Here is a 24,893-nt window from a genome sequence, read left to right as displayed (position 1 = left end):
GTCAGGCCCCCGACTCGGTGACGGGCGTGCTGACCACATCGGCCAGGGCGCCCGGGCGGCGCGGCGCGTGGATGCGGTCGCCGGCGGCGTTGAACAGATAGAGCTGGGCCGGTTCGACATGGAACGACAGCGGCACCCCGAGCTGCAGGTCCAGCACGCCGGCAAACTGCGCCACCAGGTTGCCGGCGGCCGTGTCGATGTGCACGAATGTATCGGAGCCCGACAGCTCGGCCAGCGCTACCTTGCCCGGCACTTCCACCGCCCCCGGCACCGCCTTCAGGCGCAGCGCGGCGGCGCGTACGCCCACCGTCACCGGGCCGCCCGGGGCATTCACATCGGGCAGCGGGATCACGATCCCGCCGGGCAGTGTCACGCGGCCGCCCTCCAGCACGCCTTCCACCAGGTTCATCGGCGGGTCGCTGAATGCGCGCGCCACCCGCAGCGAGGCCGGATAGTGGAAGACTTCGGGCGTCGGGCCGTATTGCAACAGTTCGCCGGCATCGAGCACGGCGGTGTGACCGCCCAGCAGCAGCGCCTCGGCGGGCTCCGTGGTGGCGTAGATCACGGTGGCGTCGCCTTGCGCGAACAGGTGGGTCAGCTCTTCGCGCAATTCCTCGCGCAGCTTGTAGTCCAGGTTGACCAGCGGCTCGTCCAGCAGCATCAGCGGCGCATTCTTGGCCAGGGCACGCGCCAGGGCCACGCGCTGCTGCTGGCCGCCGGACAGTTCCGACGGGTAGCGGTCCAGCAGATGTTCGATATGCAGGCGGCCCGCCAGGCTGCGCACGCGGTCGGCGATCGCCTCGCGGCTGTCGCGGCGCAGCCGCAGCGGCGACGCAATGTTGTCGAAGACGGTCAGCGACGGGTAGTTGATGAACTGCTGGTACACCATCGACACGTTGCGTTCGCGCACCGGCACGCCGGTCACGTCCACGCCGTCCACGCGCACACGGCCGGCCGTGGGCTTGTCGAGCCCGGCCATGACCCGCATCAGCGACGTCTTGCCAGCCTGGGTGGTCCCCAGCAGGATGGTCACGGCGCCCGGCACGGGGGCCAGCGTCATCGGGTAAAGATAGGCTTGCGATCCCACTTGCTGCGCAATGCCTTCCAGGCTCAGCTGCATCCAGTCTCCAATGTTCCTGTGCTTGCTCAGCCACTCCGAAAACCGCGGCAAAGACGCACTTTTCAAGTCAACCCGCTCGTTTTAGCTCAAAAACGAACATAAAACAATACTGCGGTGCGTCATTTGTTTTCGTTTCTGTTTGAACTAGAATGCCGGGCATGACGCTTAATCCCCGCCAGACCGCTCTTCTCGAGGAAGTCCGCAGCCAGGGCTTTGCCTCCATCGACGAACTCGCGCGCAAGTTCGGCGTGACCTTGCAGACCGTGCGGCGCGACGTGAACCTGCTGGCCGAAAACGGCATGCTGGCCCGCTTTCATGGCGGGGTGCGCATGGAGGGATCGACCACCGAGAACATCGCCTACCGGCAGCGGCAGGCGCTCAACGCCGAGGGCAAGGTGCGCATTGCGCGCGCCGTGGCCGCGGCGGTGCCCGAGGGTTGTTCGCTGATCCTGAACATCGGCACGACGGTGGAAGAAGTGGCACGCGCACTGATCCATCACCGGGGTCTGCGCGTCATCACCAACAACCTGCACGTGGCCCATATCCTGGCCGACAACCCCGACTGCGAGGTCATCGTGGCAGGCGGGGTGCTGCGCTCGCGCGACCGCGGCATCATCGGCGAGGCCACGGTGGAATTCATCCGGCAGTTCAAGGTGGATATCGGCCTGATCGGCATCTCGGGCATCGAGACCGACGGCACGCTGCGCGACTACGATTTTCGGGAAGTCAAGGTGGCGCGCACGATCATGGAACATTCGCGCGAGATATGGCTAGCCGCGGATGCCAGCAAGTTCAACCGCCGCGCCATGGTGGAGCTGGCGCCCCTGACCAGTATCGACCGGCTGTTTACGGACGAACCGCTACGCGCGCCGTTCGACACGATGCTGGCGGAAAGCGGAGTGAAATGTGTGGTCGCGGATCAGGAATGATCGGGCATTGCGCCCGTTGCGCCCGTTGCACCCCTCTCCCGCAGGCGGGAGAGGGCAGAAAACCATCGCGGTTTTCCGTGTTTTTTACTTGAAGACGACCGTCTTGTGGCCGTTCAGCAAAATACGATGCTCGGCGTGCCACTTGACCGCACGGGCCAGGGCCACGCATTCGACGTCGCGGCCGACGGCGGTCAGCTGCTCGGGGTCCATGCTGTGATCCACGCGCTCGATTTCCTGCTCGATGATCGGGCCTTCGTCCAGGTCGGCCGTCACGTAGTGCGCGGTCGCGCCGATCAGCTTCACGCCGCGATCGTGCGCCTGGTAGTAAGGCTTGGCGCCCTTGAAGCTGGGCAGGAACGAGTGGTGGATGTTGATGGCGCGGCCTTGCAGCTTGCGGCACAGGTCGTCCGACAGCACCTGCATGTAGCGCGCCAGCACCACGAGGTCGATGTTCTGGTCGCGCACCACTTCAAAGACGCGCGCTTCCTGCGCGGCCTTCTGCTCGGCCGACGCGTTCATCAGCGGCAGGTGGAAGAACGGCACGTCGTACGACGCGGCCAGCTGATAGAAGTCGCGATGGTTCGACACGATCGCGGCAATCTCGACCGGCAGGCCGCCCACCTTGGCCCGGAACAGCAGGTCGTTCAGGCAGTGGCCGATCTTCGACACCATGATCATCACGCGCGGCTTCACGGTGGCGTCGAACACTTCCCACTGCATGCCGAACTGGTCGCCCACGGGCGCGAAGGCGGACCGCAGTTCGGCCAGATCCGGGCCGCCGGCGGACGTGTTGAAATGCACGCGCATGAAGAACCGGCCGGTGAACGCATCGCCGTACTGGTCAGAATCGACAATATTGCAGCCGTGCTGGAACAGCAGGCCGGAAACGGCATGCACGATGCCCGGCTGGTCCGGGCAGGAAAGCGTCAGAATAAATCCGGTGGTGCTCATCTTGGGCAAATCGGGGTTAGGCAAGCCTGGGCCGCGATGCGTGGTGTTCAGGGCTGGACGGCAGCCCAGCCGCGTCTGCGGAGGGCATCCAGCGTCACCAGCGTGGCATCGACGGTCATGGCACGGGCCGCCATGATAGCAAGCAATGCCGCCGGGTCGATATGGCGATGCTCGGCCACTTCGCCATCGCGGTTATGCGGCACGAAGTCCGGCGGCAGCACCAGGTCGTATACATACACGCGTTCCCACTGCACGCCTTCGGGGATTTCGCGCAGCACATCGATCACGCCGTGGGCCTCGGCCTGGCTGGCCAGCGCGGGCGGAATGCCCGATTCCTCGTCGCATTCGCGCACCAGCGTCTCCAGCGGATCACTGCCCGCCGGCATGCCGCCGGCCACGAGGTTGTCCCACATGCCGGGATCGACCGCCTTGGACGGGCTGCGACGCGAGATCCACAGCGCCCGCTGCCCGGCCACGATGCCATTCATGTGCGACGCAAAGGTCAGCAGCCCGAGGAAACGGGCCGCAGCCCGCTCGATCACCGCGAACGGCGCCGCGTCGAGCGCTGGCGTGACGGCAAACAGCTCGTTGCGCCAGCCGCGCACGTGGCCCGCATCGGCCAGTTGCCGGGCCAGCGTGGCCAGCGCGGCGGTGCGCGCCGCCACCGTGGCGCAGCCGGGCAGCAGCGTCACGGCGCCCTCCCCCTGCTCGGGCCCCAGCACATCGCCCATCGCGCGAAGGATGCCGGCATGGCGCCGGGGCAGCCAGCCCACCTGCACGCCGTCCACCAGCAGCCGCAGGTGCGCGGCGGGATCGAAGGGGCTGCGCGCGGCAACGCCGGTAATGACAACGCTAACGATATCGGACATGGGCAAACACATTCACCGTTACGGATGGACCGCATGACACCCACGCATTCCACGCAAGCGCCGCAGTACGTTCTGGCCCTGGACCAGGGCACCAGCAGCTCGCGCGCCATCCTGTTCGATCACGCCGGCAATGTGGTGCGGATCGCCCAGCGCGAATTCCGGCAATATTATCCGCATCCCGGGCACGTCGAGCACGACCCCTACGAAATCTGGCAGTCGCAACTGGCCGTGGCCCACGAGGTGCTGGGCGACGCCAATGTCAGCGGCTCGCAGCTGCGCGCCATCGGCATCACCAACCAGCGCGAGACCACGGTGCTGTGGGACCGCAAGACCGGCGAGCCCGTGGGCCGCGCGCTGGTCTGGCAGGACCGCCGCACCGCGCCGATGTGCGAGGACCTGCAGGCGGCCGGCCATGGCGATACCTTCCAGCAGAAGACCGGCCTGATCATCGACGCCTACTTCTCGGGCACCAAGCTGCGCTGGATGCTGGACAACTACGACGGCGCGCGCGAACGTGCCGAGCGGGGCGAACTGGCGTTCGGCACGGTGGACAGCTGGCTGATCTGGCAACTGACCGACGGCCAGCGGCATGTGACCGATGTGTCCAACGCGTCGCGCACGCTGCTGTTCAACATCCACGATTTCCGCTGGGACGACGAACTGCTGGGCATCCTCGATATCCCGCGCAGCCTGCTGCCCGACGTCGCGCCGTCCAGCGGCGAGGTGGCGCGCACCGCGACGCGCCTGTTCGGCGTGGAGGTGCCCATCGCCGGGATCGCCGGCGACCAGCAGGCGGCCACGTTCGGCCAGGCCTGCCTGCGCCCCGGCATGGCCAAGAACACCTACGGCACCGGCTGCTTCATCCTGATGAATACCGGCGACAAGCCCGTGACGTCGCGCAACCGCCTGATCACCACCATCGGCTGGCAGATCGGCCAGGACACCCAGTACTGCCTGGAAGGCGGCGTGTTCATGGGCGGCGCCACGATCCAGTGGCTGCGCGACGGGCTCAGGCTGATCCACAGCGCCCCCGAGGTGGACCCGCTGGCGCGCCAGTGCGAAGACACCGGCGGCGTGGTGCTGGTACCGGCGTTCGCCGGCCTGGGCGCGCCGCACTGGGACCCCTTCGCGCGCGGCACGATGGTGGGCATCACGCGCGGCACCGGCGGCCCGCATATCGCGCGCGCCGCGCTGGAGTCGATTGCCCTGCAGAGCGTGGACGTGCTCGACGCCATGCAGAAGGACGCCGGCATCTCGCTGGCCGAACTGCGGGTCGACGGTGGCGCATCGCGCAGCGACCTGCTGATGCAGATGCAGGCCGACCTGCTTGGCACGCCGGTCGTGCGGCCCCGCGTGACCGAGACCACCGCGCTGGGCGCCGCCTACCTGGCCGGACTGGCCACCGGCTACTGGACCGATCCCGAGGAAATCACCGGCCAGTGGCAGGTGGAACAGCGTTTCGAGCCGAAGCTGTCGGCCGACGAACGCGACCACCGCATCGCCCGCTGGCACCGCGCCGTGGACCGGGCCCGCGATTGGGCCCGTGACGACACTGCCGCCGCACACTGAATCCGACTGCCGAACAAGCCATGCCAATTTCCGTACCGGCGGTCCAGCCGCCCACCCGCCCCGAACTGCTCGATACGCTGTCGCGCACGGCCCGCTGGGACGTCATCGTCATCGGCGGGGGCGCCACTGGCCTGGGCACCGCGCTCGACGCCGCCGCGCGCGGCTACCGCACGCTGCTGCTCGAAGCGGCCGACTTTGCCAAGGGCACGTCGAGCAAGGCCACCAAGCTCGTGCACGGCGGCGTGCGCTATCTGGCCCAGGGCAATATCAGCCTGGTGCGCGAGGCGCTGCACGAACGCGGCCTGCTGGCCCGCAACGCGCCGCACGTGGTGTGGCCGCTCGGATTCGTCGTGCCGGCCTACCAGATGTTCGACCAGCCGTTCTACGGCATCGGCCTGAAGGTCTACGACATGCTGGCCGGCGGGCTGAACCTGTCGGGCAGCCGCTGGCTGAGCCACCGCGAAACTCTGGAAGCCGCGCCTACCCTGGCCGAGCACGTGGGCGGCCGCCCGCTGCGCGGCGGCAACCTGTATTTCGATGGCCAGTTCGACGATGCGCGCCTGGCCATGGCGCTGATGCGCACGCTGTTCGACGTGGGCGGCACGGCCGTGAACTACATGCGCGTGTCGGGCCTGACGCAGCGCAACGGCGTGATCACCGGCGTCACCGCCGAGGATGCGCTCGGCGCCGGCACGTTCCACCTGTGCGCCGACTGCGTGATCAACGCCACCGGCGTGTGGGTCGATGCGGTCCGCCAGATGGAAGACGACCAGGCCCGCACGATGGTGGCGCCCAGCCAGGGCGTGCACCTGACCATTCCGCGCAGCTTCCTGCCCGGCGACCGCGCCATCCTGATCCCCAAGACCGACGATGGCCGGGTGCTGTTCCTGGTGCCCTGGAACGGGCACGTGATCGTCGGCACCACCGACACCCCGCGCAAGGACCTGCCGCTGGAGCCGCGCGCCACGGGCGACGACATCGACTTCATCCTGGAAACCGCCGCCCGCTATCTGGCGCGCGATCCGTCGCGGGAAGATGTCACCAGCGTCTGGGCCGGGCTGCGGCCGCTGGTCAAGGCCACGGGAGAATCGTCCACGGCGTCGCTGTCGCGCGAACATACGATCGTGGTGTCCCGGGCCGGCCTGATCACGGTCACCGGCGGCAAGTGGACCACCTATCGCAAGATGGCCGAGGACGTGATCGAGACCGCGATCCAGCGCCAGATGCTGCGCGCGGCCCCCTGCCGCACCGCCGATCTGCCGCTGCATGGCGCGGTGGGCATGCCGTCCGACCTGCCGCCCGCCAACTCGGGCTCGCCCGACCGCTACTATGGCGCGGACCTGCCGCTGGTGCGGGCGCTGCCGGGCGCGGACACCATGGTCGTGGCCGCATCGGGCCTGACCGAGGCCCACGTCCGCTTCGCCGCGCGCCACGAACTGGCCCGCCGGGTCGAAGACGTGCTGGGCCGGCGCAATCGCGCGCTGTTCCTGGATGCGGGGGCCGCGCTGGCCGGCGCGCCACGCGTGGCGCAGATCCTGGCCGAGGAACTCGGTCACGATGCCGCCTGGCAGGCCAGGGAGCTGGAGGACTTCGGCGCGCTGGCCCGCGGCTACATGCTCGGCTGAATTGCCGGCAATGTCCCTGGCAGGCAGCAAATGGGCTGCCTTGGTGCGAGACTTCGGCGATAATGCCGGCTATTGCATCAGGGAGAACACCATGGACGACATGGATGACATGGACGAGATCGATGATCTGTCCGATCTGCCGATGCCCCGGTTCATCTGGGGCTTCGCCATCACCGCCAGCAAGGGCGGTGAAGTCAGTCACGACGAATTCGAATACCTGACCCACACCCACAATCCGCGCTTCTCGTGCCGCGTCGTGGAGCTGGAGGACATGCCCGCCGACAGCGAGGAGTCGGGTATCGACGGACGGCTTGTCCACTACGACGAGCCGGACCGCCTGTTCTACATCACCGATGCCGGCATGGCGCTGGTCAACTTCCAGATGTTCGACAAGCTGCCCGAAAAGAGCCGGCTCAAGAAGGTCTGCGACGAAGCCATCAAGAACTGGATGCTGCGGCGCGAATTCCTCGACGACGAGGAAGACGAAGGCTGAAGCCAATACGAAAAAAGCACCCGCGGGTGCTTTTTTCTTGCCGGGCCGCCCTGGCGGCCTAGCTGTCCTTTACCTCGATCAGGCCGGACGCCACGCGCTCGATCTCGCAATACACGGGCAACGCCTCCAGGGGCCCCGTGCAGCCCACGCCCGACGCCTGGCTGGCTGGGGCGCCCGGCGGCAGGAACACAAAGGCCATGCCGGGCTGGAAGCCAGGATGCCGGCGCAGACTGTCATTGAGAATGTCTAGATACTGCGATCGCGTAAAGACCTGCTTGGCCATGTCGAGTCTCCGGAAGATCGGCTGAGCCCGGAAATCCTAGCATGGCCTCACCGCCGCCCGGCACCGCATCGTGAGATTGCCGGTATCGGGCACGCTACTCAGGCTAGCACTCGCCCTTCTTGGCGTGGCCCGGCGGGCAGTGGTAGCCGCGCGGGCCGCCACGGGGGCGGTCACCGTCGTAGTCATCGCGATCGTGGCCGTGATAGCGATCGTAGTCGGGCCCGCGATTCCAGCGCTCGGGCTGCATCACCCAGCCGTTGCTGGCACGCACCCAGCGCGGCTGCTCATAGATATAGCCCGGGCGAGCGGCCACCCAGTGGCCCTGCTTCCATGCGTGCTTGCGATAGTGGTCGTCCCAGTCCCAGTAGCCGGGCGCCCAGACATAGCCCGCCCGGGGTGCCGGCACGACTTCGTAGATCGGCGCCGGCGGCGGGGTGCCGATACCGATATTGATATTGACCTGGGCCAGCGCAGCGGGCGCGAAGGCCGCAGCCGACCAGAGCAGCGCGGCGCCGGCGGCGGCGCGCAGGAAAGCATGGCGATTCAAGGTGATCCCTCTTCTTTTAGGAACAATGCCATAGACAAATGTAAACGAACGAACAGCAGTTTACCCACCGCGCACCCGGTGTGATGTAAGAAAGCGTGTCTGGGCGTTACCGCCCCGGCGATGGGGGCGCCAGGGGTTTCGGCAGCGAGGGGGGCGGCCGCCGGCTTCAGTGGTCGGCGGCCATGGCTTTCAGTTCGGCCTCGCCGGCCACGCGGGCGGCGTCGGCCGTGGTGAAGGTGTCGTCCGACACCATGGTGCGCCGGATCTGCTGCGCGCCGAAGTCCACCAGCGCGATGACCCATACGTAGCGCCCGGCCTGGGGCGCGGTCTGCACAAAAGCCTTCAACTGCGGTCTGGATTCACTCGTCATGATGTATCTCCGTGGGAACACGACAGGACAAGACGCTGGCAGGCGCGCGCGTTGCCAAAAACTCTAGCACATCCATTCCGCCGGCCGGCCTAGGGCATCTGGCCCGGATGCGGACGCAGGCGTTTGTGGCTACAGTTTTTGCAGATCCCGCCGAAACCTACATGGAGTCTCCCACCCGCCAGTTCCACCGGCCCGACCGTACTTTCGCCCGCAGCCCAATTGCCGCGCTCCGCGTTACGCCCATCTCCCTGCTCGCGCGCCGTGCGCCGCCGTGTCCGCCTGGCCCCGCCGGCGTTTCTGGCGATGCTGGCGTTGCTAGTGGTTGCGCATCGGCCGATACCCGCCCGGGCGTCGGCGCCGCCGGCCCCCGCATCCGCCGCCATGCCGGCGATGGCGCCGTCCAGTCCCTCCGGCTCCTCCGGTCCGTCCGTGCCGGCCATGCCCGTATCGCGCCCCGATGCCGTCGCCCGCGTGGTCATGAGCCTGCTCAGCTACGCGCGCTGGCCGGGCGAGCGCGAAACCGTGCGGCTGTGCGTCGATGGTTCGGCACGATTTGCGGGCAAGCTGATGGAAGGGGGCACGCTGTCCACCGGCCGGCTCGTCGAGACGCGCCGGGTAGACGGGCTGCCGGAATCGCTGGCATCCCAGTGCGACGCCCTGTACCTGGGGGCCATGAACGATGCCCGCCGCCGGGCGCTGACCGCCTATTTCGTCGGCAAACCCGTGCTGGTGATGACCGAAGAGGATTTCGAGTGTGAGGGCGGCAGCATGTTCTGCCTGAGCATCCGCGAACACCAGGTGTCGTTCCGCATCAATCTCGACGCCATCGCGCGCAGCGGCATCCATGTGCACCCGGGCGTCCTGCAACTGGGACGCCGCAAGGCACCGGCATCATGAACCTGCCCGGCCGCCGCGCCTCCGTTCGACCTCCGCCTGGCCTGCCGGCCCGGCGCGCCCGCCCCGCCCCGGGCGCCCACGCGCGGCCAACGCTCTATGGCGCGCTGCGCCGCATCCACATGGGAGTGGCGCTGATCGCCGTGCTCACGGTCGGCATTTCGCTGACGTTCCTGGGGCTGACCGCGCTGCGCGCCTATGCCGATCACAACCTGCGGCTGGTGGCGCGATCGATTGCCTACACGGTCGAGGCGCCGGTGGTATTCCGCGACGAAGCGGCGGCCGCCGACACACTGTCGGCCATCGCCGCCGCCGAAGACCTCGCCGCCGTCGCCGTCTTCGATCGCGACGACCAGCCGCTGGCAACGTGGCAGCGCCCCGGCCAGGACCGCTTGCCGGCGTTGCGCGCGATGGCGGGCGACCTGCTGACATCGGGCCCGGTGAACCAGCCCGTCATTCACGAATCGCAGCAGGTCGGCAGCGTGCGCGTGACCGGCGACCCCATCGCCCTGCTGCATTTCCTGCTGCAGGGGGTGCTCGGGCTGGTGGCCTGCCTGCTGCTGACGGCCGTGGGCGCGCACTATATGTCCAGCCGGATGCTGGCCAATATCGTCGATCCGCTACGCAACCTGATGCGCGTGGCCCACGCCGTGCGTTCCGAACGCGCGTTTGGCCAGCGCATGCCGCCGGCCCGCATCGAGGAACTGAACGCGCTGTCCGAGGACTTCAATGTGCTGCTCGACGAACTGGAGGCCTGGCAGAAGCAGCTGCAGCACGAGAACCGTTCGCTGGCGCACCGCGCGACCCATGACAGCCTGACAGGATTGCTCAACCGCGCCGCGTTTACCGAGGCGCTTGACCTGGCCGTCCGCGCCGCGGCGGCCCGCAACCAGTATGCCGCCGTGCTCTATCTGGACAGTGACGACTTCAAGGGCATCAACGACCGCCATGGCCACGCCGCCGGCGACGCGGTGCTGGTCGGCATCGCCCAGCGCATCCGCGCCTGCCTGCGCGACAGCGACTGCGTGGCCCGCCTGGGCGGCGACGAATTCGCGGTGCTGATTGCCGGGCTGCGCCAGCCCGACGATGCCGTCCATATCGCCGAAGGCATCCTGGACGCCATGACCAGCCCGATGGGGCTGCCCGACGGCGGCTCGATCGTCGCGCCGCTGAGCATCGGCCTGGCCGTGTATCCGCTTCACGCCCGCAACGGCACGGCCCTGCTGCATGCGGCCGACGCCGCGATGTACGGCGCCAAGCGCCAGTCTGGCGCCACCTGGCGCAGTGCCGAGGCCGCTCCACCGGAATCCCGCGTCTAGCCGACCCGACCCGGTATGCCGGACTTCCACGCCGCCCGCCGCCTGCACCTGCGCCACGCCGCAGCGGCGGCGCTGGCGGTGGCGGCGTATCTGGTCCTTCCGGGCTGCGGCACCCTGCCCCCGCCGGGCAAGTTGACCCCCGCGCAGGTCGCCGTCCTGAAACACCAGGGATTCACGCTGACCGACAGTGGCTGGGAACTTGGACTGCCGCACAAGGTGCTGTTCCGCTTCGACGATGACGTGATCGCCCCGGAGCGCCAGGCCGCGCTGCAGCGCATGGGCCACATGCTGCACGACGCCGGTATCGAATCGCTGCGCATCGACGGGCATACCGACGACGCCGGCACGGTCGAATACAACCTGCTGCTCTCCCGCCGGCGTGCCGAGGCCGTGGCCCGCGTACTGGCAGGCTGCGGCTTTCCGCGGGAACGCCTGGAAATCCGTGGCATGGGCAAGGGGCATCCGATCGCCGACAACCGCACCGCCGCCGGACGCGCCGAGAACCGGCGGGTCGCCATCATCGTGTCGGTGGACTGACGCAGCCGGCGTTTCAGCGGCATTTTCCGAGGAAAACCTCTAATTCCGGCTTCCCCCACCCCCGCGGATCGGCCCGGCTGCAATGTCTACAAAAAGCCGGGCAAACCCTGCCCTTCGGCAGTAGGGATCGGCCTTACACTCCCGGGGTGCGCGCGGATGGACGGCAATCGAGGGAGCTTGCCGGTAGCGCGCCACGAATTCCCCAAGATAACGAGAAACAGACAGCATGCGTACCCAGGCGCTGGAACAGGCGATCGATGCCGTGGTCGCCGTCAACGCGCGCAACCAGGTCACCCTGTTCAATGCCGCAGCCGAGGCATTGTGGGGTCTCCAGCGATCGGCCGTGCTCGGACGATGCGCCAGCACCCTGTCGCTTGGCACGCTGAGTGAGCCGGACACTGGCCAGCCCAAGTCCGCGCGCCAGATCGCCATCTCCCGGCCCGACGGCACGGTGCGTCATGTATGGGCCCACACCACGGTCTACGCGCCGCTGGATGGCGATGCCAGCCCGGAGGTGCAGTTCGCCGCCTTCCTGTGCGATCACCCAGATGAACGGGGCGAAACGCTGAGCCCGGCCGGCCTGCGCATGTTGTCGCTGTGCCTCGATCACGCCGAAAACCCGGTCATGATCACCGACGGGCGCGGCATCATCTGCCACGTCAATGGTGGCTTCGCGCGGCTGCTCGGTTACGCCCGGCACCAGGCGGTGGGCCGGCCGTGGCATGAACTGCTGAAGCCGCTCAACGCGCGCGCCGACGTGATCGACGCCCTGCTGGCCCCGCTGACCCAGGGCAAGCCGCTCCAGCACGAGTCGCTGGTGGCCGACAAGGCCGGCCAGCCGCGCTGGCTGTCGGTGGCCGTGAGTCCGATCATGGCCCCGTCGCCGTCCGCTGCCATGACGAACACGGTCAGCGTGCTCACGGACATCACCGCCACCAAGGTGCGCGAGTCGATCCAGCACCGCACGCTGGAGGCCTTGGCGCGCGACCTGCCCACCGCCGACATCATGGCCGACCTGTGCCGCCGGGTGGAGCGCATGGCGCCGGGCGTCATCGCCGCCGTGATGCGGGTGTCCGAAGGACGCCTGAAGCCCGTGGCCATGCCGTCCGCCGATGCCGATGCCATGGCCGCCTTCGACAACATGCCGATCGGCCTGCAAGCGGGCTCGTGCGGCGCGGCGGCCTTCCTGGGCAAGCCCGTGGCCGTCGACGACATCGCGCGCGATCCGCGCTGGGAAACGCTGCGCGGCGTGGCGCAGGCCGCCGGCCTGGCCGCAAGCTGGTCCACACCGGTACGGGCCGCCGACGGCCGGGTGCTGGGCACGTTCGGCCTGTGGTTTACGGCGCCGCGCCTGCCCGATGCCTTCCACGAGAACCTGGCGGCGGTGGCCGCCGACCTGTGTGCGCTGGCGCTGTCGCGCGACCTGGCGCAGGAACGCATCCACCGGCTGGCCTACTACGATGCCCTGACCGGCCTGCCCAACCGCCAGTTGCTGCTGGCGCGCACCGACGACGCCGTGGCCCACGCCAACGCCGACGGCACGCCGCTGGCGCTGCTGTTCATCGATCTCAACGACTTCAAGCGCGTCAACGACGTCCAGGGCCACGTGGCGGGAGACCGCTTCCTGATCGAGGTGGCCACGCGGCTGCAGCATGTGGCACACGATCACCATGCCGATGCGACGGTGGGCCGGCTGTCCGGCGATGAATTCGCCGTGCTGCTCCCAGGCCACGCGCGCGATGCCGCGCTGGCCGCCGCCCGGCACCTGCTGCAGGCGCTGGGCGCCCCGGTCGGCATCGGCCATGGGCTCAGCCTGTCGCCATCGGCCAGCATTGGCATCAGCCTGCTGACCGAGCAGGCCCGCGACCGCGAAACGCTGCTGCATCACGCCGACCTGGCCGTGTACCAGGCCAAGCGCCAGCGCCTGCGGGACCCCGGCAACCAGGTCTGCCTCTACGACGCGGCACTGGCCCGGCGCCTGGGCGACCGGCGCACGCTGGAAGGCGAACTGCGCGAAGCCATCGCCGATGGCCGGCTGCGCATGCACTACCAGCCGCAGATTCACCTGGGCACCGGCCACCTGTGGGCCGTGGAGGCGCTGGCCCGCTGGCCGCACCCGCGCCGCGGCGATGTGTCGCCGTCGGTCTTCGTGCCGCTGGCCGAGGAATCGGGACTGATCGTGGCGCTCGGCTACTGGGCCGTGCGCGAGGCCTGCGCCCAGCTGGCACTGTGGCACGACGCCGGTGCAGCCGTGCCGGCGGTATCGGTCAACCTGTCGCCGATCTGCATTCGCGACCCCGGCCTGGCCGATGTGGTGGCCCAGGCGCTGGGGACAAACGGCTTGCCGCCCGGCGCCCTGACCATCGAAATCACGGAAGGGGTCTTTCTGGAACAGACGCCCGAGGCGGAAGCCACCATCGCCGCGCTGCGCGGGCTGGGCGTGCGGCTGTCGATCGACGATTTCGGAACGGGGTTTTCGAGCCTGAGCCAGCTCACGCGCCTGCCGGTGGAGGAAATCAAGCTCGATCGCAGCTTCCTGCTGGATCTGGAAACCAGCGAGGCCACGCGCACACTGGTGGAGGCCGTGATCCGCATCGGCCGGGCGCGGCAGCTCAATGTGGTGGCCGAAGGGGTGACCAGCGCGTATCAGCGCCAGTTCCTGCTGGACCAGGGGTGCCACGTCGGGCAGGGATTCCTGTTCGCCCAGCCGTTGCCGGCCAAGGCCATCGAGGGGTGGCAACCCTTGCCGGTTGCCACGGGGCTGGCGTCCTGACGGGCCCGCCGGGACGCGTCAGTCGCCGAACGGATTGGGCACGGTGCTGGCCGGATCGTCGACGAGATCGAATTCGTCGCGCACTTCATCGACCACCGCGCGGATGGACGCCTCGTAGCCCCGCGCATTGCCAAAGCGCGCCATGTCCCAGTTGCGCCCGCGGGTATCGCGCGCGTGCGGCTCCGGGTCCGGTACCCGGACCCTTGCACCGTCGTCCGCGATCTCATCGATGTTCTGGATCCGCCGGCTCACCTCTTCCTTGATGACACGCCGGCTGCGTTCGCGCTTGGCCATGAGCAGCCTCCTATCGGTGGTCTCCCGCAGCGGCCATGCTAGCACGCACCCCCGGCGCGGCGCGGATGTGATTACAGCGCCGCCTTGGCAGCCTGGTACGCCGCATACAGCCGCTGGAAAACCGGGCCCGGCTTGCCGGTGCCGATGGGGGTGCCGTCGAGGGTCACCACTGGCAGCAGTTCCTTGCTGGCCGACGAGATCATCACTTCATCGGCGCCGAACACCTCGTCGCGCGTGATGCGGCGGGCTTCGAACGAGATCTCCATCGCGGCGCACAACTCCTCCATCAGGCCGTAACGGATGCCTTCCAGGATCAGGTTGTCCTTGGGCGGCGCGGCCACGCGGCCCTGTTTCACGACCCAGACATTCGATGCCGATGCCTCGGTCAGCATGCCGTCGCGGAACTGGATGGCCTCGGTCACACCCGCCTCGGCGGCCACCTGGGCGGCCAGCACGTTGCCCAGCAGCGACGTGGACTTGATCTGGCAGTTGAGCCAGCGGCGGTCTTCCATCGTCACGCACGCCACGCCCTGCGCCACCGACGCCGCCGGCGGCAGCGCCATCGGGTTGGTCATGATCAGCACGGTCGGGGTGACTTCCTTCGGGAACGCATGTGCCCGCTTCGCCACGCCGCGCGTGACCTGCATGTAGATCATCTGGTCGGACATGCCATTGGCCTGCACCACGCGGTCGATCTGTGCCAGCCATTCCGATTCGGTATGGGGGTTCGGAATGCCGATCGCGGCCAGGCTGCGCGCCAGGCGTGCCAGGTGCTGCGCGCCCCGGAACGGCTTGCCGTTGTACATCGGAATCACTTCATAGATGCCATCGCCGAAGATGAAGCCACGGTCGAGTACGGGAATGCGGGCTTCGGACAGCGGGAGAAGATCCCCGTTGAGCAGGACGACGGCTTCGGACATGGTGGTTCTCTTGGCAGGAAAGGAGGATGAACGGCATTTTTCCACATGGCCGACGCTGCCTTTATGCAAATTCGGCATGTCGTACAGTCAGGCCTTCCGACGCCCGGCTATTAAAAGTTTTTAGATGCGGTCAGCCGTATGAAGTGAATCTTTCTTAATTCACCTGCGGCTTCCTGCAAACCCTTGCTGCGGGCCGAAATCGGCGTGCTATATTCGCCACGCAGTATTCCCAGAACGCAGTCATTGCTGCGCGACATTCATACAGGGCGCCCCGATATGACGGAAACCGTGTCTGGCCGGCTTCGAGGCTGCATGCGAAGAGTCGTGATGCCAATGGCCTTCCTGGCGGCCTTCCTTCCAGCCGTGCTTCCCCAGGAAGCTGCCGCCCAGGCTGCAGCATCGGCCGCCACGGCTACCCAAGCACCGGCCGCTTCGGCAACGCCGGATGTGGCGGCGGCGCCTCCCGGAAAGGCCCAGACCCTGACCTTTGCCCAGATGGGCGCCAACTACACGATTCCGCTGCGCGGGGTCGATCCCGACCGCACCGTCAACGTTGGCGTCCGGCTCGACGAGGTGGTGACGGCGGCCAGACTGAAGCTGGTCTTCACGTATTCGCCGTCGCTGGTCTATCCGCTGTCGCACCTGAAGATCCGGCTCAATGACGAAGTGGTGGCCACGCTGCCGCTCGACCCGCAGCATGCTGGCCAGCAGATTTCGCGCGAAATCGATCTCGATCCGCGCTTTTTCACCGACTTCAACCGCATCAACGTGCAGATGATCGCGCACTACACGCTCGATCATTGCGAAGATCCGTACCACTCCAGCCTGTGGACCGACATCAGCCCCACCAGCACGCTGACGCTGACCAAGTCCACCGTCACGCTGCCCGACAACCTGGCGCTGCTGCCGGCGCCCTTCTTCGACCGCCGCGACAACCGTCGCGTCACCGTGCCGTTCGTGCTGCCGGCCAATGCCAATCCGGTGACGCTGCGCGCCGCGGGGGTGGTGGCATCGTGGCTGGGCGCGCTGGCCAGCTATCGCGAGTTGCGCTTCCCGGTGGCGCGCGCCGCCCCGGCCGATGCCCACGCCATCGCCATGGTACTGCCCAACGCCCAGCCTGACGGCGTCCGCATCGACAAGATCGAAGGCCCCACCGTCAGCGTGCTGCCCAACCCCGCCAACCCGGCCCGCAAGCTGCTGGTGCTGGCCGGCCGCACGCCGCAGGAACTGGAAGTGGCGGCCAATGCGGTGGTGCTGGGCAAGGCCGGCATGGCCGGCGCCAGCGCCCTGGTGAAGACCGTGGACCTGGGCAAGCCGCGCCGGCCCTATGACGCGCCGGCCTGGGCGCCCGTGGATCGTCCGGTCATGTTCAAGGAACTGGTGACCGACCCGCAGCAGCTGCAGGTGGCGGGCGCCAGCCCCGACGCGATCCGCGTGAACCTGAAGGTGCCCGCCGACCTGTTCGGCTGGAACGACCGCGCGGTGCCGATGAACATGAAGTACCGCTACACGGCGCCTTCCACCTACAACGACTCGGTGCTCAGCATCGACGTGAACGACCAGCTCGTGCGGTCGTACCGGCTCAAGCCGCTCACCGTGCAGACCGACGAGAACCTCGTCAGCGTGCCGCTGCTGTCGGGCGGCAGCGCCAGCGTCAGCAACGAGATCCTGATCCCGGCGTTCCGCGTGGGCAGCAACAACCAGATGCAGTTCCGCTTCCACATCGACTCCCAGAAGACCGGGTTGTGCTCGTCCAGCGCCGCCAACGTGGCGCGCGCCGCGGTGGACCCCGACTCTTCGATCGACTTCAGCGGATTCCTGCACTACGCCCAGCTGCCGAACCTGGCGTTCTTCGCCAACAGCGGCTACCCGTTCACGCGCATGGCCGACCTGGCCGATACCGCCGTGGTGATCCCCGACGCGCCGGGCGCCATCGACCAGGAGGCCCTGCTGACCGTGCTGGGCCACATGGGCAAGTGGACCGGCCTGCCGGCGCTGCGCGTGACCGTGACGCCGGCCAAGGCCATCGATTCGGTCAAGGATCGCGATCTGGTCATCATCGGCACCGGCAGCGCGGCGCAGGTGCTGCAGCAGTGGGGCAAGTCGCTGCCGCTGCTGATCGAGCGCGGCAAGACCGAGATTGCGCTGCGCGACCAGCGCGCGCACGCCTGGTCGAACTGGCTGAGCGGCGTGGACAACGAGAACATCTCGCCGGCCGGGCGCGCGATCCTGACCGCCGACGGGCCGCTGGCCGCGCTGATCGGCTTCGAGTCGCCCTATGCGGAACGCCGCAGCGTGGTGGCGCTGACCGCCTCCACCGACGACCGTGTGCGCGATGTGCTCGACGTGCTGGAAGACCCGGGCAAGGTGGCGCAGATCCGCGGCGACCTGACCGTGATCCGCCAGCGCGACCTGGAAGGCCTGCGCCTGGGCGATACCTACTACGTCGGCAACCTGCCGTGGTACGCGCGCCTGTGGATGCAGATGTCGGCGCACCCCGCCCTGCTGGCGATTGCCGGCATTCTGGCCGGGTTGCTGGTGGCGCTGACCCTGTTCTGGGCGCTGAGCCGGCTGGCGGCACGCCGCAACGGAGGCTGACATGCGGCGGGCACGGGCCTGGCTGCGGCGCGCCTCCCTACGCTGCGCCATCGCCTTGGCGATGGGCGGCGCGGCCCTGTCCGCCGTGGCGGCCCAGTGCCAGTGGACCGACTGGGACGCCTTTCGGCGCGACACCATCAGCCAGGATGGCCGCGTGATCGATGCCAGCACCAGCCAGCAGGCCACGGTGTCCGAAGGGCAATCCTACGGGCTGTTCTTCGCGCTGGTGGCCAACGACCGCGCCACCTTCGACAAGCTGCTGGCCTGGACCGAAAACAACCTCGCCCAGGGCGACCTGACGGCCCACCTGCCAGCATGGATCTGGGGCAAGCGCACCCAGGGCGAACAGGCCGGCACATGGGGTGTGATCGACCCGAATCCCGCGTCGGATGCCGACCTGTGGATTGCCTACGCGCTACTGGAAGCCGGCCGGCTCTGGAACGAGCGGCGCTATACCGCGCTGGGCACATTGGTAGCGCGGCGCGTGCTGCGCGAGGAAACGGCCGTCCTGCCGGGCCTGGGCCGCACGCTGCTGCCCGGCCCGACCGGCTTTCATCCCGCGCCCGATATCTGGCGGCTGAATCCAAGCTATGTGCCGCTGCCCGTGATGCGCCGGCTGGCGGCCGTGCTGGGCGCCGAGGACGGCGCCTGGAAAACGATGGCCGACACCTCGGCACGGCTGATCGTCGATACGGCACCGAAGGGCTTCTCGCCGGACTGGGTTCTCTACCGCAAGGGCCATGGCTTCCAGCCCGATGCCGAGACCAGGGCAGATGGCTCGTACAACGCGATCCGCGTCTATCTGTGGGCCGGCATGACCGCTGTGCGCGATCCATCGCGGACGTCGGTCCTGCACGCTTTCCGCCCGATGGCCGACTACGTGGTGGCCCACGGCCATCCACCCGAGCACGTCGACACGCAGGCCGGCACCTTCGGCCCCAATGCCGGCAATGCGGGCTTCTCCGCCGCCGTGGCACCGTACCTGGCCGCGCTGGGGATGAGCGATGCCGCCCGCGCCCAGGCCAGCCGCGCCCGCACGCTGGCCGCGCAGCCCTCGTTCGGCTATTACAGCCAGGTGCTGGCGCTGTTCGGCCTGGGCCATCTCGACGGACATTTCCGCTTCGAAGCGGACGGCACGCTGGTGCCGGCATGGAAAGCCACATGCCCCGCAACGCGCTAGCCTCCACGCTGGCGCTGTTGCTGGCCAGTTCCGCCATGCCTGCCCTTGCCGCAGACCCCGTCCCCGCCACGCGTGCCGCGCCTTCGCCCCAGATGGCGCAACTGCTGGCATCGGCGCGAATGTGGGAATCCAGGAACCGGGCCGACATGGCGCGCGGCATCCTCGACAAGGCCCTGCTGATCGACCCGAACCAACCCGAGGCCTTGAAGCTGCTGGGCCTGATCGAGATCCGCTCGAACCGGCCGGCGGAAGCCGAGAAACTGCTCAGGAAGCTGCGCACCGTGGCGCCCGACAGCCCGGAGACGCAGGAGCTTGACGACGCCTACCGCATCGCCACGCGCGACAAGCGCGAAATGGCGAATGTCCGGCTGCTGTCGCGTAGTGGCCAGGACGACGAGGCGGTGCAGCGGCTGCAGAAGCTGTTCCCGCGCGGCGCCCCGGCCGGCAGCCTGGCGCGCGACTACTATCGCATTCTGGCCGGCACGCCGGCCGGGCGCACGCGGGCCATCGCCGAACTGCGCCAACGCTCGCGCGCCAACCCGAACGACATGCAGCTGAAGCTGGCGCTGGGCGACCTGCTGACCGATCGCGAGGCCACGCGCCAGGAAGGGATCGCGCTGCTGTACGAGGTGACGCAACGCCCCGAAGGCGACCGTGCCACGGCGCTCGATATCTGGCGGCGTACGCTGTACCGCGTCAACGAGGACCCTGCCTACTACGTCTGGTTCGAGCGATACCTGAAAGAGGCGCCCGACGACAAGGCCGCGCAGGACACGCTGGCCGCGCTGGGCAAGAAGGTGGCGGCACAGAAGCAGCTCGAGGCCGACCCGGCCTACCGGGCCAGGCAGCGCGGGCTGGCACAACTGGAGCGTGGCCAGCTCAAGGAGGCCGACATCGCGCTGCAGCAGGCCTACCAGAAGCGCCGCAACGATGCCGAAGTGGTGGGCGGCCTGGGACTGGTGCGCCTGCGCGAGGGCCGCCACGACGAAGCCCGCGAACTGTTCACGCGCGCCAACCAGATCGATCCCGGCAACAAATGGCGCAGCCTGATCGCCACGGCCACGTTCTGGGGCACGGTGGCCAAGGCGCGCGAGGCGAACCGGCAAGGCAAGCCCGCCGAGGCCGAGCAACTGGCGCGCCAGGCCCTGGCCCAGCAGCCGGACAACGAGGACGCGCAGAACATCCTGGCCGAAGCCCTGGTCGCGCAGAACAAGAACCGCGAGGCGGAAACGCTGCTGCGCCAGATGCTGGCGCGGCCCAGACCGGACGTCGGCGCGCTGCGCACGCTGGTGGGCATCCTGCAGAGGGAAGGCCGCGATGCCGAGGTGGCGCCGCTGATCGCCAGCCAGGCATCGCGCATGAAGGGCTCGGAAGCCGAACTGCGCGCCATGCGGGCAGACCTGCTGTCGGTGCGCGCGGATCAGGCGCTGGCCCGGCAGCAGCGCAGCCCGGCCATCCGCGACCTGGAGGCGGCCATCCGCCTGCGGCCCGACGACCCCTGGATGCGCTTTACGCTGGCGCGCGTCTATCGCGACCTGGGCCTGCCCGCGTTGGGCCGCAGCGTCATGGACGACGGCATGCGCGCCGCCCCCGGCCACGAGATGCGCTATGCCAGCGCGCTCTATCTGAACAGTGTCGATGACATCGACGCGGCGGCCGCGACGCTGGCCGCCGTGCCCGAAGCCAGCCGCTCGGAAGGCATGCGCAACCTGGCGCACAACCTGGCCGCCCAGCAGATGCTGCGCGATGCGCGCCAGCGCGTGGCCGAGGGGCGCGACGACGAGGCGCGCCGGCTGCTCGACCAGGCGGCCGTGGAAGCCCGGGACGATCCGCATATGCTGGCCTCGATCGGCCGGGAATGGATTGCGCTGGGCGATGCCGACAAGGGCCTGCGCCTGGTCAGCGACTGGCTGGCTGCCCATCCGGAGGCGCCCCATCTCGATATCCGCCTGCGCTATGGCGAACTGCTGGCGGCTGCCGACCGGGACGACGCCCTGCGCCAATGGATCGCCGACTCGACCGCCCTGCCCGGCATCACGGCCGAGCAGCGTGCGGACTTTGCCGACCAGTCGTTGCGGCTGGCGCTGCGCGAGACCGATCGCCAGATCGAAGCCGGCGACCTGCGGCGCGCGCAGCAGGTGCTGTACGCGGTGCCGGCCGAACAGCAGGCCGACCGCCGCTGGCTGCTGGAACTGGCGGACCTGCGCCAGGCCGGTGGCGACTACAAGGGCGCGGCCGACGCCGCACGCCAGGTGCTGGCCACGCAGCCGCACGACGCCGGCGCCAAACTCACGCTGGCCCGGCAGTACGAAGGCATGGGCCAGACGGCCCAGGCGCTCGATATCGTGCGTACGGTGCTGGCCGAAACCCCGGAAGACGACATCGACACAAGGCTGTCGATCGCGCGCCGCTTCACCGCGATGCGCCACGAGGACGAAGCCGCGCAGGTGGTGGACGATCTGGACGCGCGCTACCCGGGCCGCGCGGACATCACCGTGCAGCGCGGCCGCATCGCCCAGTCGCGCGGCGACTTCGACGCGGCCGCCGGCATCTATCGCGCCGCGCTGCCGCTGGAGCAACGCGACAGCGTGCTGCCCGGCCCCGAAGGCACGCCGGCCCAGCGCGCGCTGGCCGGGCTGGAGGCGCGTCGCCAGGGCGAAGTGGCGACGGCCGTCATGCAATCGAACAAATCGGGCGACGACGGCATCTCGCGGCTGCATGCCACCGAGATTCCGCTCTACGTGCGCGTTCCGCACGGGTATGCGGGCCACGCGTTCTTTCATGCGGACACCGTGCTGCTGGATGCCGGCACGCTGCGCGGCGGCGCGCCGGCCAGCAGCCTGGCGTTCGGCAAGATTCCCGCGCTCGGCAACGCCGGGCTGGGCAATATCGGACAGACCGACAAGGGCGTGGCGCTGGCGGCCGGCTACGAATACGACGGGGCCTACAACAGCTGGCGCGCCGATATCGGCACCACGCCGCTCGGCTTCCTCGAAAGCACGGTGGTCGGCGGCTTCCGGTACCGGGCCGACCTGGGCGTGCAGTCGGTGAGCGTCGATGTCTCGCGCCGCGCGCAGACCAGTTCGCTGATCTCGTACGCCGGCGCGCGCGATCCGGTCACCGGCGAGCATTGGGGCGGCATCGTGCGCAATGGCGTCCACCTGCGCTACGCGCGCGACGTGGGCCGCCTGGGGCTGTTTGCCGACGTCGGCGCCGGCCTCTACACTGGTGACAACGTCAATACCAACCGTGAAGTGACGCTGCGGACAGGCTTCGATGTGCCCGTCTACGCGAAGCGGGACCAGCGCGTGACCAGCGGCCTGGTCTTCAACTGGTGGCACTACTCGGAGAACCAGCGGTTCTACACGTTTGGCCACGGTGGCTACTACAGCCCCCAGCGTTATGTGTCGGTCGGCGTGCCGCTGGACTGGACCGGCCGCTACGCCAGGTGGTCGTGGCGCCTGCTGGGCTCCGCCGGCTGGTCATGGACCTATGAGGATGCGGCCCCGTTCTTCCCGACGCGGCCCGACCTGCAGGCGCTGAGCGGCAACGCCACCTATGGCGGGGGATCGGGCGGCGGGTTCAGCTACACGCTGGGCGCGACGATCGAATACACGGTGGCGCCGCACTGGGTGGTGGGCGCCGGCTTCTCGATCGACCGCTCGCGCGACTACGCGCCGAATCGCGCCATGGCCTGGCTGCGCTACCTGTTCGACAAGCGACAGCTGCCGGTACCATTCCCGCCAACGCCGGTGCGGCCATATTCGGCCTATTGAGCGGCACCATGAGCCAGGGACCCGCAATGAACGACGCCGTACGCACCTCCGCCCCACCGCGCACCGCCCCGCCGCGCACGCCGCTGACCGCGCGGCTGCACGCCCGGGCAACGCTGGCCATCGAGGGGCTGGCCCCTGCCCTGGCCACGCTGGCGCCAGGCCGCGCGCACGTGGTCTACGCGCGCCCGTCGCCGGCACGCGATGCGCTGTTCTGGCAGACCGCCGCCGCGGCGCTGCGCGGCCCCGCCTGCGTGCTGTCCACCCGCGACGCCGGCAACATTGCCGGTGCGCTGCGCGAGCATGGCCTGGATATCGAGGTGAACCGCGCCCTCCACGCGCGCGCCAACCTGTGCGCGCTGCGCCCGGCCGCCGGCCGTACCGGCATCGACGCGCTGATCGAAGCCCTGGACGCGCTTGTCGAGCAGTGCGGCGCGCGCGGCACGACCTTCCTGCTGGAAGGCGCGGAAGCGTTTTTCAACTGGCACGACGCCGCCGCCCTGGCCCATGAAGGCGTGCGGCTTTGCGAATGGTGCGCCGATGAACGCTGCGCGCTGCTGCTGGTGATGGCGCCGCCGGCCGCGGCCGAAGGCCAGCCGGCGCCAGACCTGCACGGATTTCATGGCCGCTTTGCCGGCGCGGTGCAGCTGTCGCAGCAGCAAGGCCAGTACACGTGGGAAGTGGCCTTCTGGCGCGACAACCAGGCGGTGGTGGCCGGCGAGGTGCTGCGCCTGCGCTTCGCGCCCAACGAGCACCGCCTGATGGTGGCATCGGACACCTACAGCGACGCAATCGAGGAAGCCGGCATGCTGGCGCCCGACGAGCAACGGGTGATCGTCAGCCGCGAGGCGGTGCTGCGCGAGCGGTATATCCCCGAGGACTGGCGCGTGGTGGACAGCAACGAGGCCGCCGTGGCCACCGCCGGCAAATCGGTGGCGGCCACGGTGGTCCTGCACTACGCCGGCATGCGCGACCTGGAGAATCTGGCCGGCCAGGTGCACCGGCTGCGCCGCAGCGCCGGACGCGCCCTCAAGATCGTGATCCGCGAGGACCGCGAAGCCATGCGCCAGCACTATGAGCTGCTGATGCTGAACCTGGGCGCCAACGCCGTGGTGGCGCAGCGCACGCCGTTCGCACGCATGCAGGCCATGATCGACGGCCTGCAAGGCCAGGTGTTCTCGCGGCCGATCCTGGCGGACTATCACAATGCGCTGTCCGCCGTGCTGACCACCACGGCCAGCGGCTACGTCACCGCGTCGACGTTTATCGCGCTGGTGCGCGACGCCGTCGAGCGCAGCCGCATGATCCGGCTGCCGCACGTGCTGCTGGAGTTGCCGCTACTGCCCGAGGTGGCGCATATCGACGCGCTGCGTGCCTGTCAGATGAGCCGGGCCGGCGACCTGTGCACGGCCGGCAGCGACAGCGTCTATGCCTTCTTCTTTGCCTGCCGCATGGACGATGTGGACGCGGTTTGCCAGCGCGTGTTCAAGCGCCCGATGGCCGATCTGTTCCAGGGCGACCTGCGCAGCGGCGACAACGAATCGATTGCCGCCGAGCTGGCCCGGTTCGAGGCCGAGATTGCGGCACTGCCTCCGCCCGACTACAGCAGCTGGCTGCCGGCGCAACCCATGCCGCGAGGCCAGGCCGAAGACGCCTCGCCCGGCGCGTCGGGGCAACCGGCGCCGGCGGACCCCGCCGCGGCGGACGCCACGGCCCTCGCCATCGCGCCGGCGACGGAAGCCGCACCGGTCACGCTGCCCTTGATGGCGCCTCGGCGCGCCAGCCCGGGCGCCGCCCCCCGTGCGCTGCCGGAACATCATCCGGTGCCCCTCAAACGTCAGGACTGATC

At 68.9% G+C, this 24,893-nt stretch carries 20 protein-coding genes; 12 read left to right on the top strand and 8 right to left on the bottom strand.

Going from position 1 to position 24,893, the window contains the following annotated elements; genetic code table 11:
• Position 1 precedes the first annotated feature (1 nt).
• Positions 2-1,120: an ABC transporter ATP-binding protein gene (locus AC24R4_RS22575; RefSeq protein ID WP_400392825.1), complete on the bottom strand. Its 1,119-nt coding sequence runs from the start codon at positions 1,118-1,120 to the stop codon at positions 2-4.
• A gap of 158 nt (positions 1,121-1,278) precedes the next feature.
• Here AC24R4_RS22575 and AC24R4_RS22570 point away from each other — a divergent pair, with 158 nt between their 5' ends.
• Positions 1,279-2,049, top strand: a complete 771-nt coding sequence (locus AC24R4_RS22570; protein ID WP_194946428.1) for a DeoR/GlpR family DNA-binding transcription regulator — start codon at positions 1,279-1,281, stop codon at positions 2,047-2,049.
• Between the two features lie 84 nt (positions 2,050-2,133).
• Here the strand turns inward: AC24R4_RS22570 and purU are convergent, their stop codons facing one another.
• Entirely contained in the window at positions 2,134-3,000 is an 867-nt protein-coding gene (gene purU / locus AC24R4_RS22565; protein WP_400392823.1) for a formyltetrahydrofolate deformylase, read from the bottom strand.
• Between the two features lie 47 nt (positions 3,001-3,047).
• Entirely contained in the window at positions 3,048-3,869 is an 822-nt protein-coding gene (locus AC24R4_RS22560; RefSeq protein ID WP_400392821.1) for an NUDIX hydrolase, read from the bottom strand.
• Between the two features lie 33 nt (positions 3,870-3,902).
• Here AC24R4_RS22560 and glpK point away from each other — a divergent pair, with 33 nt between their 5' ends.
• The 3 genes from glpK to AC24R4_RS22545 all read left to right on the top strand — a co-directional run bounded on the left by glpK (position 3,903) and on the right by AC24R4_RS22545 (position 7,556).
• Entirely contained in the window at positions 3,903-5,438 is a 1,536-nt protein-coding gene (gene glpK / locus AC24R4_RS22555) for a glycerol kinase GlpK (protein ID WP_487523638.1), read from the top strand.
• Between the two features lie 20 nt (positions 5,439-5,458).
• The gene (locus AC24R4_RS22550) at positions 5,459-7,063 is read left to right on the top strand and encodes a glycerol-3-phosphate dehydrogenase/oxidase (protein ID WP_153945377.1); all 1,605 of its coding nucleotides are present in this window, start codon (positions 5,459-5,461) and stop codon (positions 7,061-7,063) included.
• Between the two features lie 109 nt (positions 7,064-7,172).
• The gene (locus AC24R4_RS22545; RefSeq protein ID WP_194946436.1) at positions 7,173-7,556 is read left to right on the top strand and encodes a hypothetical protein; all 384 of its coding nucleotides are present in this window, start codon (positions 7,173-7,175) and stop codon (positions 7,554-7,556) included.
• A gap of 58 nt (positions 7,557-7,614) precedes the next feature.
• On the opposite strand, the gene AC24R4_RS22540 is transcribed toward AC24R4_RS22545, so the two are convergent.
• From AC24R4_RS22540 to AC24R4_RS22530, 3 genes are all read right to left on the bottom strand, one after another.
• Entirely contained in the window at positions 7,615-7,839 is a 225-nt protein-coding gene (locus AC24R4_RS22540; protein WP_400392817.1) for a hypothetical protein, read from the bottom strand.
• A 103-nt stretch (positions 7,840-7,942) separates the two neighbouring features.
• Entirely contained in the window at positions 7,943-8,386 is a 444-nt protein-coding gene (locus AC24R4_RS22535) for a hypothetical protein (RefSeq protein WP_400392815.1), read from the bottom strand.
• A 166-nt stretch (positions 8,387-8,552) separates the two neighbouring features.
• On the bottom strand, positions 8,553-8,756 hold the full coding sequence (locus tag AC24R4_RS22530; protein WP_092594216.1) for a hypothetical protein: 204 nt from the start codon (positions 8,754-8,756) through the stop codon (positions 8,553-8,555).
• Positions 8,757-9,194: 438 nt separating this feature from the next.
• On the opposite strand from AC24R4_RS22530, the gene yfiR reads away from it, so the two are divergent.
• The 4 genes from yfiR (at position 9,195) to AC24R4_RS22510 (ending at position 14,279) form a co-directional block, all read left to right on the top strand.
• Complete coding sequence (gene yfiR, locus AC24R4_RS22525; protein ID WP_487523637.1) at positions 9,195-9,653, top strand: regulatory sequestration protein YfiR; 459 nt, start codon at positions 9,195-9,197, stop codon at positions 9,651-9,653.
• Positions 9,650-10,969: a diguanylate cyclase DgcN/YfiN gene (gene dgcN, locus AC24R4_RS22520; RefSeq protein ID WP_400396897.1), complete on the top strand. Its 1,320-nt coding sequence runs from the start codon at positions 9,650-9,652 to the stop codon at positions 10,967-10,969. The genes yfiR and dgcN overlap by 4 nt, the downstream gene beginning before the upstream one ends.
• Before the next feature lie 15 nt (positions 10,970-10,984).
• A complete protein-coding gene (yfiB, locus tag AC24R4_RS22515; RefSeq protein ID WP_487523636.1) occupies positions 10,985-11,506 on the top strand; it encodes an outer membrane lipoprotein YfiB in 522 nt (173 codons plus the stop codon).
• Between the two features lie 226 nt (positions 11,507-11,732).
• Entirely contained in the window at positions 11,733-14,279 is a 2,547-nt protein-coding gene (locus AC24R4_RS22510) for an EAL domain-containing protein (protein WP_487523635.1), read from the top strand.
• Positions 14,280-14,297: 18 nt separating this feature from the next.
• Here the strand turns inward: AC24R4_RS22510 and AC24R4_RS22505 are convergent, their stop codons facing one another.
• Positions 14,298-14,573 carry a hypothetical protein gene (locus tag AC24R4_RS22505; protein ID WP_400397459.1) on the bottom strand — a complete coding sequence of 92 codons (276 nt, stop codon included), beginning with the start codon at positions 14,571-14,573 and terminating at the stop codon, positions 14,298-14,300.
• Between the two features lie 71 nt (positions 14,574-14,644).
• The gene (locus tag AC24R4_RS22500) at positions 14,645-15,493 is read right to left on the bottom strand and encodes a D-amino acid aminotransferase (protein ID WP_487523634.1); all 849 of its coding nucleotides are present in this window, start codon (positions 15,491-15,493) and stop codon (positions 14,645-14,647) included.
• Positions 15,494-15,826: 333 nt separating this feature from the next.
• Here AC24R4_RS22500 and bcsB point away from each other — a divergent pair, with 333 nt between their 5' ends.
• The 4 genes from bcsB to bcsE are packed head-to-tail and all read left to right on the top strand — an operon-like array spanning position 15,827 to position 24,891.
• Positions 15,827-18,091: a cellulose biosynthesis cyclic di-GMP-binding regulatory protein BcsB gene (gene bcsB / locus AC24R4_RS22495; RefSeq protein ID WP_487523973.1), complete on the top strand. Its 2,265-nt coding sequence runs from the start codon at positions 15,827-15,829 to the stop codon at positions 18,089-18,091.
• 1 nt (position 18,092) lies between these two features.
• The gene (gene bcsZ / locus AC24R4_RS22490; protein ID WP_400392262.1) at positions 18,093-19,271 is read left to right on the top strand and encodes a cellulose synthase complex periplasmic endoglucanase BcsZ; all 1,179 of its coding nucleotides are present in this window, start codon (positions 18,093-18,095) and stop codon (positions 19,269-19,271) included.
• Positions 19,253-23,047 carry a cellulose synthase subunit BcsC-related outer membrane protein gene (locus AC24R4_RS22485; protein ID WP_400392259.1) on the top strand — a complete coding sequence of 1,265 codons (3,795 nt, stop codon included), beginning with the start codon at positions 19,253-19,255 and terminating at the stop codon, positions 23,045-23,047. Before bcsZ ends, AC24R4_RS22485 begins: the two co-directional genes overlap by 19 nt.
• Before the next feature lie 8 nt (positions 23,048-23,055).
• Positions 23,056-24,891 carry a cellulose biosynthesis protein BcsE gene (gene bcsE, locus AC24R4_RS22480; protein WP_487523633.1) on the top strand — a complete coding sequence of 612 codons (1,836 nt, stop codon included), beginning with the start codon at positions 23,056-23,058 and terminating at the stop codon, positions 24,889-24,891.
• Positions 24,892-24,893: the final 2 nt, after the last annotated feature.

It is taken from the genome of Cupriavidus sp. CER-90, from assembly GCF_057652055.1.
This window is presented reverse-complemented; position numbering and strand designations above follow the sequence as displayed.

Excerpts from the sequence above, each read along its gene's own strand:
- AC24R4_RS22575 (WP_400392825.1), bottom strand. The coding sequence starts at position 1,120 with ATGCAGCTGAGCCTGGAAGGCATTGCGCAGCAAGTGGGATCGCAAGCC.
- AC24R4_RS22570 (WP_194946428.1), top strand. The coding sequence starts at position 1,279 with ATGACGCTTAATCCCCGCCAGACCGCTCTTCTCGAGGAAGTCCGCAGC.
- purU (WP_400392823.1), bottom strand. The coding sequence starts at position 3,000 with ATGAGCACCACCGGATTTATTCTGACGCTTTCCTGCCCGGACCAGCCG.
- AC24R4_RS22560 (WP_400392821.1), bottom strand. The coding sequence starts at position 3,869 with ATGTCCGATATCGTTAGCGTTGTCATTACCGGCGTTGCCGCGCGCAGC.
- glpK (WP_487523638.1), top strand. The coding sequence starts at position 3,903 with ATGACACCCACGCATTCCACGCAAGCGCCGCAGTACGTTCTGGCCCTG.
- AC24R4_RS22550 (WP_153945377.1), top strand. The coding sequence starts at position 5,459 with ATGCCAATTTCCGTACCGGCGGTCCAGCCGCCCACCCGCCCCGAACTG.
- AC24R4_RS22545 (WP_194946436.1), top strand. The coding sequence starts at position 7,173 with ATGGACGAGATCGATGATCTGTCCGATCTGCCGATGCCCCGGTTCATC.
- AC24R4_RS22540 (WP_400392817.1), bottom strand. The coding sequence starts at position 7,839 with ATGGCCAAGCAGGTCTTTACGCGATCGCAGTATCTAGACATTCTCAAT.
- AC24R4_RS22530 (WP_092594216.1), bottom strand. The coding sequence starts at position 8,756 with ATGACGAGTGAATCCAGACCGCAGTTGAAGGCTTTTGTGCAGACCGCG.
- yfiR (WP_487523637.1), top strand. The coding sequence starts at position 9,195 with ATGCCCGTATCGCGCCCCGATGCCGTCGCCCGCGTGGTCATGAGCCTG.
- dgcN (WP_400396897.1), top strand. The coding sequence starts at position 9,650 with ATGAACCTGCCCGGCCGCCGCGCCTCCGTTCGACCTCCGCCTGGCCTG.
- yfiB (WP_487523636.1), top strand. The coding sequence starts at position 10,985 with ATGCCGGACTTCCACGCCGCCCGCCGCCTGCACCTGCGCCACGCCGCA.
- AC24R4_RS22510 (WP_487523635.1), top strand. The coding sequence starts at position 11,733 with ATGCGTACCCAGGCGCTGGAACAGGCGATCGATGCCGTGGTCGCCGTC.
- AC24R4_RS22505 (WP_400397459.1), bottom strand. The coding sequence starts at position 14,573 with ATGGCCAAGCGCGAACGCAGCCGGCGTGTCATCAAGGAAGAGGTGAGC.
- AC24R4_RS22500 (WP_487523634.1), bottom strand. The coding sequence starts at position 15,493 with ATGTCCGAAGCCGTCGTCCTGCTCAACGGGGATCTTCTCCCGCTGTCC.
- bcsB (WP_487523973.1), top strand. The coding sequence starts at position 15,827 with ATGGCCTTCCTGGCGGCCTTCCTTCCAGCCGTGCTTCCCCAGGAAGCT.
- bcsZ (WP_400392262.1), top strand. The coding sequence starts at position 18,093 with ATGCGGCGGGCACGGGCCTGGCTGCGGCGCGCCTCCCTACGCTGCGCC.
- AC24R4_RS22485 (WP_400392259.1), top strand. The coding sequence starts at position 19,253 with ATGCCCCGCAACGCGCTAGCCTCCACGCTGGCGCTGTTGCTGGCCAGT.
- bcsE (WP_487523633.1), top strand. The coding sequence starts at position 23,056 with ATGAGCCAGGGACCCGCAATGAACGACGCCGTACGCACCTCCGCCCCA.